We start from the raw sequence: 13,313 nt of genomic DNA on the forward strand, positions 1-13,313 counted from the left end.
CCTACCTGCTATGCAGCCCTGTGGCAGCCTGTCGCTGCTTACTTGGCTGCATTCGTCTGTGCTTGTCCACGGTTTTCCCGGGCCTGCAGGCCGATAAACAGCGGCTCAAGGATCGGCGCCACAAACCGCGCACCGACTTCGGACAGGTGATTGTCATCGGTGTACAGCGAATACCCACCGAGTTCGGCGTGACACAGGCCGTTTTCATCACACAGTCGCGGCGCCGGATCGACCACGCGCACTGCCGGATCATTCTGCGCCAACTGCGCGAACAACTGACTGATGAACAGCTGACGCTTGTGGTGCGCCTCGACGGCCAGTCCGACGTCATCCACCGGACGATCGAGCATCGCCAGCCGCGTCAGTCGATACGGCGGGCTGAACGCCTGCAACGGCGCCTCTTTCACCAGCCATACGCGATGCCCGGCTGCCCGCAATTGTGCGACGCGAGTGCGCAGGCCTGCGGCAAAACGCTGCTCGGCCTCGGCGCGATCGTAACGACCGTCTGGCGTTCTCAAGACATGCCCGAGATCACCCTTGGCATCGCCGTACAGGTACAGGCTCCAGCGGGCGACCAGCACCACATCGCTGATCGCCTGGTTTTTCAGCCCCTGCTCGACCCGCTTGTTGAAGCGTGCACAAACCCCGTCATGCTCCAGCCCATCGACCGGAATGCACCCTGGAGAACTGGCCAGAATCACGCTGACACCGTGAGCTTTGGCACCGTCATCGAACACCGGGATCAGCGCCGTGGCATGGCTGTCGCCCCAGACCAGCGCGCGGGTCGGCAGATCCGCCACGCCGTAATGGCAGAACAGCTTGTCGTCCGGGGTCTTGTCATCCGCCAGACATGCCATCAGCTCCGGCCGCCATTCGCGGCCTTTGGCGTATTGCAGCGCCTGCTCGGACAGGCGCCATGGCAAGCCATCGGTCCAGCGCAGTGATTGCCCGGCCAGACCGAGCACCAGGATCCCGCAGAAACCGGCCAGCAGAATCTGCCGACGACCGGCGAGCAAGCGCCGTTCACGGAACGGCGTTTCAACGAACTTCCACGACAGATAACCCAGCACCAGGGTCAGCAGAATCAACCCGGCCGTGTCGAGCGCGCCCGGCTCATCGACACTGGCGTAGCTGGAAAACACGAATACCGGCCAGTGCCACAAATACCAGGAATAGGAGATCAGCCCGAGGCCGACCATCACCCGACTGCTCAACAATTGACCAACCAGCGTTTCGCGATGACCGTTGGCCAGAATCAGCAGCACCACGCCCAGCACCGGCAGCAACGCGGTGACACCCGGGAACGGCGTCGACTTGTCATAGGCAAACACCGCCAGCAGGATCAACCCCATGCCGAGCAGGCTCAAGGCCTGGGCGGCCAGCGGCTTCAAGCGCCAGGCGTGTTTCGGCGCAACCGCCAGCATCGCCCCGGCCAGCAACTCCCAGGCGCGCATCGGCAGCAGGAAGAAGGCTTTCTCCGGATGATGCTGGATCGCCCACACACTCAGCCCGAACGACACCAGCAGCACGCCGAACAGCGCCAACCGCCAATGTTTCAGACGGCTCGAGAGCAACGTCAGCAGCAGCGGGAAGAAGATGTAGAACTGCTCCTCCACCGCCAGTGACCACGTGTGCAACAGCGGTTTCAGGTCAGAGGCAACGTCGAAGTAGCCGTCCTGACGCATGAACAGGATGTTCGAGACGAACGTCACCTGATAGCGCACCGAACGCCCCAGCTCTTCGTAGTCCTTGGGCGCCAGCAGGAACCAGCCCACCGCCAGCACCGCAATGATCATCGCGAACAGCGCCGGCAGAATCCGCCGCGCACGCCGCGCCCAGAACTCGACGAAGCTGAAACGGCCAGCCTGACGCTGATTCCAGATGATCGAGGTGATGAGGTAGCCGGAAATCACGAAGAACACGTCCACGCCGACAAAACCGCCGGTAAACCCCGGGACGCCAAAATGGAACAGCACCACGGCGATCACCGCGACTGCTCGCAGGCCGTCGATATCCCTTCGATAAGCGAGTGTGCTCATAAAATCTTTAATGCCAATCAGGTGGTTGTTTTTTGTACAGCTCGAGCCTTATTCACAGAGGCTCCAAGCGCTGTTTGTGGGTTGCCCGATCACAGACCTTACCAGATCAGGAACCTCCCATTGCCGGGGTAAATTTCATGCAAAAAAAAGGCGCCCCCCAAAGGGGCGCCCTTTTTATCGGTTCAACCGGCGATGTTACTTGCGCTTCATCGACAGGAAGAACTCGTCGTTGGTCTTGGTCGTTTTCAGCTTGTCGACCAGGAACTCGATGGCAGCCACTTCGTCCATCGGGTGCAGCAGCTTGCGCAGGATCCACATGCGCTGCAGTTCGTCGTCGGCGGTCAGCAACTCTTCGCGGCGGGTGCCGGAACGGTTGATGTTGATGGCCGGGAACACACGCTTCTCGGCGATCTTGCGATCCAGAGGCAGTTCCATGTTGCCGGTACCCTTGAACTCTTCGTAGATCACTTCGTCCATCTTCGAGCCGGTTTCAACCAGCGCCGTGGCGATAATGGTCAGCGAGCCGCCTTCTTCGATGTTGCGCGCAGCACCGAAGAAACGCTTCGGTTTCTCCAGGGCGTGAGCATCGACACCACCGGTCAGCACCTTGCCGGAGCTCGGGATCACGGTGTTGTAGGCACGGGCCAGACGGGTGATGGAGTCGAGCAGGATCACCACGTCCTTCTTGTGTTCGACCAGGCGCTTGGCCTTCTCGATCACCATTTCGGCAACCTGCACGTGGCGGGTCGGCGGCTCGTCGAAGGTCGAGGCGACCACTTCGCCGCGCACGGTGCGCTGCATTTCGGTCACTTCTTCCGGACGTTCGTCGATCAACAGCACGATCAGGTGAACTTCAGGGTTGTTACGGGCGATGTTCGCCGCGATGTTCTGCAGCATGATCGTCTTACCGGCTTTCGGCGGTGCAACGATCAGACCACGCTGGCCTTTGCCGATCGGGGCGCACAGGTCGATCACACGACCGGTCAAGTCTTCGGTGGAACCGTTGCCGGCTTCCATCTTCATGCGCACGGTCGGGAACAGCGGGGTCAGGTTCTCGAAGAGAATCTTGTTCTTCGCGTTCTCCGGACGATCGAAGTTGATCGTGTCGACCTTGAGCAGAGCGAAATAACGCTCGCCTTCCTTCGGAGGGCGGATCTTGCCAACGATGGTGTCACCGGTGCGCAAGTTGAAACGACGGATCTGGCTCGGCGAGACGTAGATATCGTCCGGGCCGGCGAGGTAGGAAGCGTCAGCGGAGCGCAGGAAGCCGAAGCCGTCCTGGAGAATCTCCAGCACGCCATCACCGGAGATTTCCTCGCCGCTTTTCGCGTGCTTTTTCAGCAGGGAGAAAATCACGTCCTGCTTGCGCGAACGGGCCATATTTTCTATGCCCATCTGTTCGGCCAATTCGAGCAGTTCGGTAATCGGCTTTTGCTTGAGTTCAGTCAGATTCATATAGGAATGACGTAATCATTTATGGAGGGGGGAAATTAAGCTTTTGGCTTAATGAGGCCGCGCCGCGGAGAAGGCGACAGGATCGCGAACTTGTTCGAAAAGGAGTGCGTCGGCGACGGCTAGCAGGGGGCAGTGGAGAAACCAGTGCGGGGCCGAATGTACCACCTGAGTTTCGGAGCGTCTAGCCCTGAATACGCAAAAAGCCCCGCAAATTGCGAGGCTTTTTTTCGGCGATTTACTGCGACGCTTAGATGTTGGCGTCGAGGAAAGCAGCCAGTTGCGACTTCGACAGGGCGCCGACTTTGGTCGCTTCAACGTTGCCGTTCTTGAACAGCATCAGCGTCGGGATACCACGCACGCCGTGCTTGGCCGGGGTTTCCTGGTTTTCGTCAATGTTCAGTTTGGCGATGGTCAGCTTGCCTTTGTAAGTCTCGGCAATCTCGTCCAGAACCGGAGCGATCATTTTGCAAGGGCCGCACCATTCAGCCCAGTAGTCGACCAGTACAGCGCCTTCGGCCTTGAGTACGTCGGCTTCGAAGCTGGCGTCGCTAACGTGTTTGATAAGATCGCTGCTCATGGAATTCTCCAGGTTGTAAGCAAAAAAACGTGGCCCATCATAGCCGCCCTTCCCTTGTTCAGGAAGCCGCAGTTGATTGAGTCTTGCTATGGCACTCGATGAGTTTGGGTATAGCCCAAGTCACGCCGTGGCGGGGGCAATGAAGGAAATTCCGGTGCGCAGGGCCGCATTGCGCACGTGCTCCTGCATGGCCTTCTGGGCCGCAGCGGACGCCCGGCGCGCGAGGGCACGAAGGATCTTGCGGTGCTCCTGCCAGGTTTCCATCGCCCGTTCGGCGCGGATGAACGGTAGCTTCTGGCTCTCCAGAAAGATCTCGGCGCTGGCGGTGAGGATGCTCAGCATCGCCTGATTGCCGCTGGCCAGCAGAATACGCCGATGGAATTCGAAGTCGAGTTTCGCCGCGGCCTCGAAGTCGCCAGCCTTCAATTGCTCGCGCATCGCCGCAACGTTGTCCTCAAGCGCATCCAGGTCAAACGTGCTCAAGGTCACCGCCGCCAGCCCGGCGGAAAACCCCTCCAGCGCATAGCGCAACTGAAAGATGTCCAGTGGCGAGGCCTGCGCTGCGAACGGCCAGCCCGGCGCATTGTCACCCTGCGCAATGTCCACCGGTGCCTGCACGAACACGCCTTTGCCCGGCTGAATACTGACCACGCCCAGCGCACTGAGCGACGACAACGCCTCGCGCAACGACGCCCGACTGACCCCCAGTTGCACCGCCAGATCCCGTTGCGACGGCAACGCATCGCCCGCACCAAAACCCTGCTCGGTGATCAGTTTGCGTATGGCTTGCAGCGCCACTTCGGGTACGGCGCGGGAGATCGAGTTCATGGTTTTTCAGACGAGCCAGGCCAAGGTGCGGCTAGTTGTAAAGCTATTCGCCGGATCCGGCAAGTCGTGCCCCAGCGGGGTTCGGCGCCCGCTGCCGGTGCGCCATCGGGGTGCGAAAAACAACCTGACTGTTCAGACCAGTAAGACCGAACAAACCCGGCAAACCCGCGGCCTGCCGGGGATAAATCCGGGTATTGGCACGGCCCGTGCTCTGTCCGATCGCAGAAATCACTTCCCGTCGATCCGGAGATTTGCCATGACCCTGCGTTACCGAGCCCTCCTCGCCGCTCTGTTTTCCAGCCTGATGCTGAGCCAGATCCCCGCCCACGCCGATGGCCTGGAAGACGTGGTCAAACGCGGCACACTGAAAGTTGCCGTGCCTCAGGACTTCCCGCCATTCGGCTCGGTCGGCCCGGACATGAAACCCCGTGGCCTGGATATCGACACGGCAAAACTGCTGGCCGAGCAACTCAAGGTCAAACTCGAGCTGACCCCGGTCAACAGCACCAACCGCATCCCGTTCCTCACCACCGGCAAGGTCGACCTGGTGATCTCCAGCCTCGGCAAGAACCCGGAGCGTGAGAAAGTCATCGACTTCTCCCACGCCTACGCGCCTTTCTACCTCGCGGTGTTCGGCCCGCCTGATGCCGCCGTCACTACGCTCGACGACCTCAAGGGCAAAACCATCAGCGTCACCCGTGGCGCGATCGAAGACATCGAGCTGACCAAGGTCGCCCCCGAAGGCGTGACCATCAAGCGCTTCGAGGACAATAACTCGACCATCGCCGCCTACCTCGCCGGCCAGGTCGATCTGATCGCCAGCGGCAACGTGGTGATGGTGGCGATCAGCGAGAAGAACCCGAAACGCGTGCCGGCGCTGAAAGTGAAGCTCAAGGATTCGCCGGTCTACGTCGGCGTGAACAAGAACGAGCCCGCGCTGCTGGGCAAGGTCAACGAGATCCTCGCCACCGCCAAGGCCGACGGCGCGCTGGAGAAAAACTCGCAGACCTGGCTCAAAGAGCCGCTGCCGGCCGACCTCTGATCGGTCGCGCGGGAGACAATCGATGGCTTATCAGTTCGATTTCATGCCGGTGGTGCAAAACACCGACCTGCTGCTGCGCGGCGCGCTGTTCACCCTGGAGCTGACGGCGATTGGCGCGCTGTTCGGGGTCGGCGTGGGCATCGTCGGCGCGCTGGTGCGGGCGTGGAACATCCGCCCGTTCTCGGCACTCTTCGGCGTCTACGTCGAGTTGATCCGCAACACGCCATTTCTGGTGCAACTGTTCTTCATCTTCTTCGGCCTGCCATCCCTCGGGGTGCAGATTTCCGAGTGGCAGGCGGCGGTGCTGGCGATGGTGATCAACCTCGGCGCGTATTCGACCGAGATCATCCGCGCCGGCATCCAGGCGATTCCGCGCGGACAACTGGAAGCCGCTGCCGCACTGGCGATGAGCCGTTTCGAAGCGTTCCGCCATGTGGTCCTGCTGCCGGCGCTGGGCAAGGTCTGGCCGGCCCTGAGCAGCCAGATCATCATCGTCATGCTCGGTTCGGCGGTGTGTTCGCAGATCGCCACCGAGGAGCTGAGCTTCGCCGCCAACTTCATTCAGTCGCGCAACTTCCGCGCCTTTGAAACCTATGCGCTGACCACGCTGATCTACCTGTGCATGGCGCTGCTGATCCGCCAGTTGCTGAACTGGATCGGCCGCCGCTATATCGCGAGGAGCAGCCGATGAGCGATTTCACCTTCTGGGACATCCTGCGCAACCTGCTCACCGGCCTGCAATGGACGCTGGCGCTGTCACTGGTGGCATTCATCGGAGGCGGGATCGTCGGGCTGCTGATTCTGGTGATGCGCATCTCGAAAAACCCGTTGCCGAGCAATATCGCCCGCACCTGGATCGAGCTGTTCCAGGGCACACCGCTGCTGATGCAGCTGTTTCTGGTGTTCTTCGGCGTGGCGCTGGCCGGAATCGAGATCTCGCCGTGGATGGCGGCGGCGATTGCCCTGACATTGTTCACCAGCGCCTATCTGGCGGAGATCTGGCGCGGTTGCGTCGAAGCGATCCCCAATGGCCAGTGGGAAGCCTCGTCGAGCCTGGCGCTGAATCCGCTGGAGCAGTTGCGCTACGTGATCCTGCCGCAGGCGCTGCGCATCGCCGTGGCGCCGACCGTGGGCTTCTCGGTGCAGGTGGTCAAGGGCACGGCGGTGACCTCGATCATCGGTTTCACCGAGCTGACCAAGACCGGCGGCATGCTCGCCAACGCCACCTTCGAACCGTTCATGGTCTACGGCCTCGTTGCCCTCGGCTACTTCCTGCTCTGCTACCCCTTGTCGCTCAGTGCGCGCTACCTGGAAAGGAGACTGCATGCCTCTGCTTAGAATTTCCGCCCTGCATAAATACTACGGCGATCACCACGTACTCAAAGGCATCGACCTGAGCGTCGAGGAAGGCCAGGTGGTGGCGATCATCGGCCGCAGCGGCTCGGGCAAATCGACCCTGCTGCGCACCCTCAATGGCCTGGAATCGATCAACGACGGGGTGATCGAAGTCGACGGCGAATACCTCGACGCCGCCCGCGCCGACCTGCGCAGCCTGCGGCAGAAAGTCGGCATGGTGTTCCAGCAGTTCAACCTGTTCCCGCACCTGACCGTCGGCGAAAACGTGATGCTCGCGCCGCAAGTGGTGCAGAAAGTACCGAAGGCCAAGGCGGCCGAACTGGCGCGCAAGATGCTCGAACGCGTCGGGCTGGGGGAGAAGTTCGACGCCTTCCCGGATCGGTTGTCCGGCGGACAGCAACAGCGCGTGGCGATTGCCCGGGCACTGGCGATGTCGCCGAAAGTGTTGCTGTGCGACGAGATCACCTCGGCGCTGGACCCGGAGCTGGTCAATGAAGTGCTCGCCGTGGTGCGCCAACTGGCCAAGGAAGGCATGACGCTGATCATGGTCACCCACGAAATGCGCTTTGCCCGGGAAGTCGGTGACAAACTGGTGTTCATGCACCATGGCAAGGTGCATGAAGTGGGGGATCCGAAGGTGTTGTTTGCCAATCCGCAGACGGCGGAGCTGGCGAATTTCATTGGTACCGTTGAAGCGATAGCCTGATAACGCTTCAGCGCCTGAGCGGACGCCTTCGCGAGCAAGCTCGCTCCCACAAGGTTCTCTGCTGCAGCACAAGGGTGTGCTCGCCGCAAAACCTGTGGGAGCGAGCCTGCTCGCGAATGGCCGCGCCGCGGTCTCAAGCTTTTATGCGCAGGATCAACGGTTTGAGCCATGCGCGTTGGCGTCAGCGTTTGATCGTGGCACGATGGCGGGGTTATCGACCGAGACCCCCTGACCATGCCGCAATCCAAAGCCAAGAATCTGTCCCTGATCGCCGCAATCGACCTGGGCTCCAACAGCTTCCACATGGTCGTGGCCAAGGCCCAGAACGGTGAAATCCGCATCCTGGAGCGCCTCGGAGAGAAAGTGCAGCTCGCCGCCGGTATCGACGATGAGCGCCATCTCAACGAAGAATCGATGCAGCGCGGCCTCGACTGCCTCAAGCGCTTTGCCCAACTGATCAACGGCATGCCACTGGGCGCCGTGCGGATCGTCGGCACCAACGCCCTGCGCGAAGCGCGCAATCGCCTGGAATTCATCCACCGCGCCGAAGAAATCCTCGGTCACCCGGTGGAAGTCATCTCCGGCCGTGAAGAAGCGCGGCTGATTTATCTGGGCGTTTCGCACACCCTCGCCGACACCCCGGGCAAGCGTCTGGTGGCCGACATCGGCGGCGGCAGTACTGAATTCATCATCGGGCAGCGTTTTGAACCGCTGCTGCGCGAAAGCCTGCAAATGGGCTGCGTCAGCTTCACTCAGCGTTATTTCAAGGACGGCAAGATCACCCCGGCCCGTTACGCCCAGGCGTACACCGCGGCGCGGCTGGAGATCATGAGCATCGAGCACGCCCTGCACCGCCTGACCTGGGATGAAGCCATCGGCTCCTCGGGCACCATCCGCGCCATCGGCCTGGCGCTGAAGGCCGGCGGGCATGGCACCGGCGAAGTGAATGCCGAAGGCCTGGCCTGGCTCAAGCGTCGTCTGTTCAAACTGGGTGACGTCGACAAGATCGACTTCGAAGGCATCAAGCCTGACCGTCGGGCAATCTTCCCGGCTGGCCTGGCGATTCTCGAAGCGATCTTCGACGCCCTCGAACTGCAACGCATGGATCATTGCGAAGGCGCACTGCGTGAAGGCGTGCTCTACGACCTGCTCGGCCGCCATCACCACGAAGACGTGCGCGAACGCACCCTGACTTCGCTGATGGAGCGCTATCACGTCGATCTGGAACAAGCCGCGCGAGTTGAACGCAAAGCCCTGCACGCCTTCGATCAGGTCGCCGCGGACTGGGAGCTGGATGACGGTATCTGGCGCGAACTGCTCGGCTGGGCAGCGAAAGTCCACGAAGTCGGCCTCGACATCGCGCACTACCACTACCACAAGCACGGCGCCTACCTGATCGAACACTCTGACCTCGCCGGTTTCTCCCGCGAAGACCAGCAAATGCTCGCCCTGCTGGTGCGCGGCCATCGCCGCAACATCCCCAAGGACAAGTTCGCCGAGTTCGGTGACGACGGCGACAAGCTGATCCGCCTGTGCGTGCTGCTGCGCTTCGCGATCCTGTTCCACCACATCCGTGGCACCCAGGCGATGCCACAAGTGACGCTGCATGCCAAAGGCAACAATCTCGACGTGGAATTCCCGGAGAACTGGCTGGATGAGAATCAGCTGACTCAGGCGGATTTCGGGCTTGAGGCGGAGTGGCTGACGCGGGTGGGGATTGTTCTGACCGTGCATTGAGTAACGGGCAGGCACAAAAAAGGCGATCCTTCGGGATCGCCTTTTTATTGGGTGTTTGGCTTGGTTCAAAAGGGGTGCTTGAGATCGATCCCCCTCACCCCAGCCCTCTCCCCCAAGGGGGCGAGGGGGAAAGGGAGCCGATTTATGGGCCTTTCAAATCCTGAGTTCGACTCGAAATCTCAGGTCGATGTACCTCGAACATCCAACTCGGTCAGTCCCCTCTCCCTCCGGGAGAGGGTTAGGGTGAGGGCGCTTTTAAGCTGTTAGCTGCTCACCGGCAGAATCGGGCTGCCCAGGCGTTCCAGCAAGGTCGCCTGCGCGCTGCGCGGGTTCTGGTTGCCGGTTGGCGTGTTGCGGATGTAACGGCCATCCGACTGCAGGCTCCAGCTGTGGGTGTTGTCGGTCAGGTACAGCTCCAGCTCTTTCTTCACGCGAGTCAGCAGCTTCTTGCCTTCCACCGGGAAGCAAGTCTCGACGCGCTTGTCGAGGTTGCGCTCCATCCAGTCGGCGCTGGAGAGGAACATCTGCTCCTCGCCGCCGTTGAGGAAGTAGAACACTCGGGTGTGTTCAAGGAAGCGACCGATGATCGAGCGCACATGGATGTTGTGCGAAACCCCGGCAATGCCCGGACGCAGGCAGCACATGCCACGCACCACCAGATCAATGCGCACGCCGGACTGGCTGGCCTTGTACAGCGCACGAATGATCTTCGGATCGGTCAGCGAGTTGAACTTGGCGATGATGTGCGCCGGTTTGCCTTCGACGGCGAACTGGGTTTCCCGGGCAATCATGTCGAGCATGCCCTTCTTCAGAGTGAACGGCGCATGCAGCAGCTTCTTCATGCGCAGGGTTTTACCCATGCCGATCAACTGGCTGAACAATTTGCCGACGTCTTCGCACAAGGCGTCGTCGGAGGTCAGCAGGCTGTAGTCGGTGTACAGACGCGCATTGCCGGCGTGATAGTTACCGGTGCCGAGGTGCGCGTAACGCACGATTTCACCGGCTTCGCGACGCAGGATCAGCATCATCTTGGCGTGGGTCTTGAAGCCGACCACGCCGTAAATCACCACCGCACCGGCCGCTTGCAGACGGCTGGCCAGTTGCAGGTTGGACTCCTCGTCGAAGCGAGCGCGCAGTTCGATAACCGCGGTCACTTCCTTGCCGTTACGCGCGGCGTCTACCAGCGCATCGACGATTTCCGAGTTGGCGCCGGAGCGGTACAGGGTCTGGCGCACGGCCAATACATGCGGGTCTTTCGCCGCCTGGCGCAGCAGGTCGACCACCGGAGTGAACGACTCGAACGGGTGCAGCAGCAGGATGTCCTGCTTGCTCACCACGCTGAAAATGTTCTCGCTGTTCTGCAGCAGCTTAGGGATCTGCGGGGTGAACGGCGTGTATTGCAGCTCCGGGTGGCTGTCCAGACCGGTGATGCTGAACAGCCGGGTCAGGTTGACCGGGCCGTTGACCTGATACAGCTCGGTCTCGCTCAGGTTGAACTGCTTGAGCAGATAGTCCGAGAGGTGTTTCGGGCAAGTGTCGGCGACTTCCAGGCGCACCGCATCACCGTAGCGCCGCGAGAACAGCTCGCCACGCAGGGCGCGCGCCAGGTCTTCGACGTCTTCGGAGTCGAGCGCCAGGTCGGCGTTTCGGGTCAGGCGGAACTGGTAGCAACCCTTCACCTTCATGCCCTGGAACAGGTCATCGGCGTGGGCGTGGATCATCGACGACAGGAACACATAGTTGTCGCCCGGGCCGCCGACTTCTTCCGGAACCTTGATGATCCGTGGCAGCAGGCGCGGTGCCGGGATGATCGCCAGACCGGAATCGCGACCGAAGGCGTCGATGCCTTCCAGTTCGACGATGAAGTTCAGGCTCTTGTTCACCAGCAACGGGAACGGGTGCGTCGGGTCGAGGCCGATCGGGGTGATGATCGGTGCGATCTCGTCGCGGAAATAACGGCGCACCCAGGTCTTGATCTTGGTCGTCCAGTGACGACGACGGATAAAGCGCACCTGATGCTTTTCCAGCTCCGGCAGCAGGATGTCGTTGAGGATCGCGTACTGGCGGTCAACGTGACCGTGCACCAGCTCGCTGATCCGCGCCAGCGCCTGATGCGGTTGCAAACCGTCGGCACCGGCCTGTTCCCGGGCGAAGGTGATCTGCTTTTTCAGGCCGGCGACGCGGATTTCAAAGAATTCGTCGAGGTTGCTGGAGAAGATCAGCAGGAACTTCAGCCGCTCCAGCAACGGATAGGACTCGTCCAGCGCCTGTTCCAGCACGCGGATGTTGAACTGCAGTTGCGAGAGCTCGCGATGGATATACAGGCTGCTGTCATCCAGGCCCGGGATTGCAATCACTGGCGCCGCCGCGACGGCTTCGGTAACCGGCGCGGGTGGCGCAGGCTCGAGTTCCGGCGGGGTTTCGGTGATTTGCTCCACCACCGGTTGAGCTTCTTTTACTGCAACTTCAGTGAGTCCTTCGGTATTCATCGAATGTTCCTGGGAGGGCTATTTCTGCTCTCGTAACAATTGAGCGGCGCGGACAGCAAAGTAAGTCAGGATGCCATCAGCGCCGGCACGTTTAAAGGCGGTCAGTGATTCAAGAATTACCGCCTCGCTCAACCAGCCATTCTGGATCGCCGCCATGTGCATGGCGTATTCGCCGCTAACCTGATAGACGAAGGTCGGCACTTTGAAGGCATCTTTTACCCGCAAAAGAATGTCCAGGTACGGCATGCCGGGTTTGACCATGACCATGTCCGCGCCTTCAGACAAGTCCGCGCCGACTTCGTGCAGCGCTTCGTCGCTGTTGGCCGGGTCCATCTGATACGAGGCCTTGTTGGCCTTGCCCAGATTCGCCGCCGACCCCACGGCATCGCGGAACGGCCCGTAATAGGCGCTGGCGTACTTGGCCGAGTAGGCCATGATCCGCACGTTGACGTGACCGGCCAGCTCCAGCGCCTCGCGGATCGCCTGAATCCGACCGTCCATCATGTCCGACGGCGCCACGACCTGAGCGCCGGCTTCGGCGTGGGACAAAGCCTGTTTGACCAGTGCGTCGACGGTGATGTCGTTCTGCACGTAGCCTTCTTCGTCGAGAATGCCGTCCTGCCCGTGGGTGGTGAACGGATCGAGGGCGACGTCAGTGATCACGCCCAATTCCGGGAAACGCGCACGCAACGCGCGCGTGGCGCGCTGGGCAATGCCCTCGGGGTTCCAGGCTTCGGCAGCATCAAGGGATTTCAGTTCGACAGGCGTGACCGGGAACAACGCCAGCGCCGGGATCCCCAGCCCGACCCATTGCGCCGCTTCTTCAAGCAGCAGGTCGATGCTCAGACGTTCGACACCGGGCATCGAGGCCACGGCCTCGCGACGGTTTTCACCCTCAAGCACGAACACCGGCAGAATCAGGTCATCGACCGTCAGCACGTTTTCCCGCACCAGCCGACGCGAAAAATCATCACGACGATTGCGACGCAGGCGAGTGGCGGGAAACAGACGATTGGCAGGGGTAAAGCTCACGGCGGACTCCTGAGCCCGCGCAAACGGGCGAGCGTGACAGTTATAGACGGCC

At 61.2% G+C, this 13,313-nt stretch carries 11 protein-coding genes; 5 read left to right on the top strand and 6 right to left on the bottom strand.

Going from position 1 to position 13,313, the window contains the following annotated elements:
- Positions 1–38: 38 nt before the first annotated feature.
- The 4 genes from KCG87_RS01735 to KCG87_RS01750 all read right to left on the bottom strand — a co-directional run bounded on the left by KCG87_RS01735 (position 39) and on the right by KCG87_RS01750 (position 4,899).
- On the bottom strand, positions 39–2,039 hold the full coding sequence (locus KCG87_RS01735; RefSeq protein WP_210556362.1) for an acyltransferase family protein: 2,001 nt from the start codon (positions 2,037–2,039) through the stop codon (positions 39–41).
- A gap of 195 nt (positions 2,040–2,234) precedes the next feature.
- A complete protein-coding gene (gene rho / locus KCG87_RS01740; protein WP_003229334.1) occupies positions 2,235–3,494 on the bottom strand; it encodes a transcription termination factor Rho in 1,260 nt (419 codons plus the stop codon).
- A 247-nt stretch (positions 3,495–3,741) separates the two neighbouring features.
- Positions 3,742–4,071: a thioredoxin TrxA gene (trxA, locus tag KCG87_RS01745; RefSeq protein ID WP_003177349.1), complete on the bottom strand. Its 330-nt coding sequence runs from the start codon at positions 4,069–4,071 to the stop codon at positions 3,742–3,744.
- Positions 4,072–4,191: 120 nt separating this feature from the next.
- Positions 4,192–4,899, bottom strand: a complete 708-nt coding sequence (locus KCG87_RS01750) for an FCD domain-containing protein (protein ID WP_210556360.1) — start codon at positions 4,897–4,899, stop codon at positions 4,192–4,194.
- Positions 4,900–5,155: 256 nt separating this feature from the next.
- Between KCG87_RS01750 and KCG87_RS01755 the strand changes: the two genes are divergently transcribed.
- The 5 genes from KCG87_RS01755 (at position 5,156) to ppx (ending at position 9,740) form a co-directional block, all read left to right on the top strand.
- The gene (locus KCG87_RS01755) at positions 5,156–5,941 is read left to right on the top strand and encodes a transporter substrate-binding domain-containing protein (RefSeq protein ID WP_139055146.1); all 786 of its coding nucleotides are present in this window, start codon (positions 5,156–5,158) and stop codon (positions 5,939–5,941) included.
- Positions 5,942–5,963: 22 nt separating this feature from the next.
- The gene (locus tag KCG87_RS01760) at positions 5,964–6,632 is read left to right on the top strand and encodes an amino acid ABC transporter permease (protein ID WP_202369147.1); all 669 of its coding nucleotides are present in this window, start codon (positions 5,964–5,966) and stop codon (positions 6,630–6,632) included.
- The gene (locus KCG87_RS01765; RefSeq protein ID WP_007968438.1) at positions 6,629–7,279 is read left to right on the top strand and encodes an amino acid ABC transporter permease; all 651 of its coding nucleotides are present in this window, start codon (positions 6,629–6,631) and stop codon (positions 7,277–7,279) included. The genes KCG87_RS01760 and KCG87_RS01765 overlap by 4 nt, the downstream gene beginning before the upstream one ends.
- On the top strand, positions 7,266–8,003 hold the full coding sequence (locus KCG87_RS01770) for an amino acid ABC transporter ATP-binding protein (protein WP_210556358.1): 738 nt from the start codon (positions 7,266–7,268) through the stop codon (positions 8,001–8,003). Before KCG87_RS01765 ends, KCG87_RS01770 begins: the two co-directional genes overlap by 14 nt.
- Positions 8,004–8,237: 234 nt before the next feature.
- Complete coding sequence (ppx, locus tag KCG87_RS01775) at positions 8,238–9,740, top strand: exopolyphosphatase (RefSeq protein ID WP_134784933.1); 1,503 nt, start codon at positions 8,238–8,240, stop codon at positions 9,738–9,740.
- Positions 9,741–10,003: 263 nt separating this feature from the next.
- Here the strand turns inward: ppx and ppk1 are convergent, their stop codons facing one another.
- Together ppk1 and hemB are read right to left on the bottom strand one after the other, a co-directional pair.
- Positions 10,004–12,229 carry a polyphosphate kinase 1 gene (gene ppk1, locus KCG87_RS01780; RefSeq protein WP_041072035.1) on the bottom strand — a complete coding sequence of 742 codons (2,226 nt, stop codon included), beginning with the start codon at positions 12,227–12,229 and terminating at the stop codon, positions 10,004–10,006.
- Between the two features lie 18 nt (positions 12,230–12,247).
- Positions 12,248–13,261 (bottom strand): porphobilinogen synthase, encoded by a 1,014-nt coding sequence (hemB, locus tag KCG87_RS01785; RefSeq protein WP_210556357.1) that lies wholly within the window; start codon positions 13,259–13,261, stop codon positions 12,248–12,250.
- Positions 13,262–13,313 lie beyond the last annotated feature (52 nt).

The sequence above is a fragment of the Pseudomonas sp. MWU347 genome (assembly GCF_017947305.1).
In the GTDB taxonomy this organism is placed as follows: Bacteria; Pseudomonadota; Gammaproteobacteria; order Pseudomonadales; family Pseudomonadaceae; genus Aquipseudomonas; species Aquipseudomonas putida_A.

Coding starts and splice junctions, on each gene's coding strand:
- trxA (WP_003177349.1), bottom strand. CDS start 4,071: ATGAGCAGCGATCTTATCAAACACGTTAGCGACGCCAGCTTCGAAGCC.
- KCG87_RS01755 (WP_139055146.1), top strand. CDS start 5,156: ATGACCCTGCGTTACCGAGCCCTCCTCGCCGCTCTGTTTTCCAGCCTG.
- KCG87_RS01735 (WP_210556362.1), bottom strand. CDS start 2,039: ATGAGCACACTCGCTTATCGAAGGGATATCGACGGCCTGCGAGCAGTC.
- KCG87_RS01750 (WP_210556360.1), bottom strand. CDS start 4,899: ATGAACTCGATCTCCCGCGCCGTACCCGAAGTGGCGCTGCAAGCCATA.
- rho (WP_003229334.1), bottom strand. CDS start 3,494: ATGAATCTGACTGAACTCAAGCAAAAGCCGATTACCGAACTGCTCGAA.
- KCG87_RS01760 (WP_202369147.1), top strand. CDS start 5,964: ATGGCTTATCAGTTCGATTTCATGCCGGTGGTGCAAAACACCGACCTG.
- ppx (WP_134784933.1), top strand. CDS start 8,238: ATGCCGCAATCCAAAGCCAAGAATCTGTCCCTGATCGCCGCAATCGAC.
- KCG87_RS01770 (WP_210556358.1), top strand. CDS start 7,266: ATGCCTCTGCTTAGAATTTCCGCCCTGCATAAATACTACGGCGATCAC.
- ppk1 (WP_041072035.1), bottom strand. CDS start 12,229: ATGAATACCGAAGGACTCACTGAAGTTGCAGTAAAAGAAGCTCAACCG.
- KCG87_RS01765 (WP_007968438.1), top strand. CDS start 6,629: ATGAGCGATTTCACCTTCTGGGACATCCTGCGCAACCTGCTCACCGGC.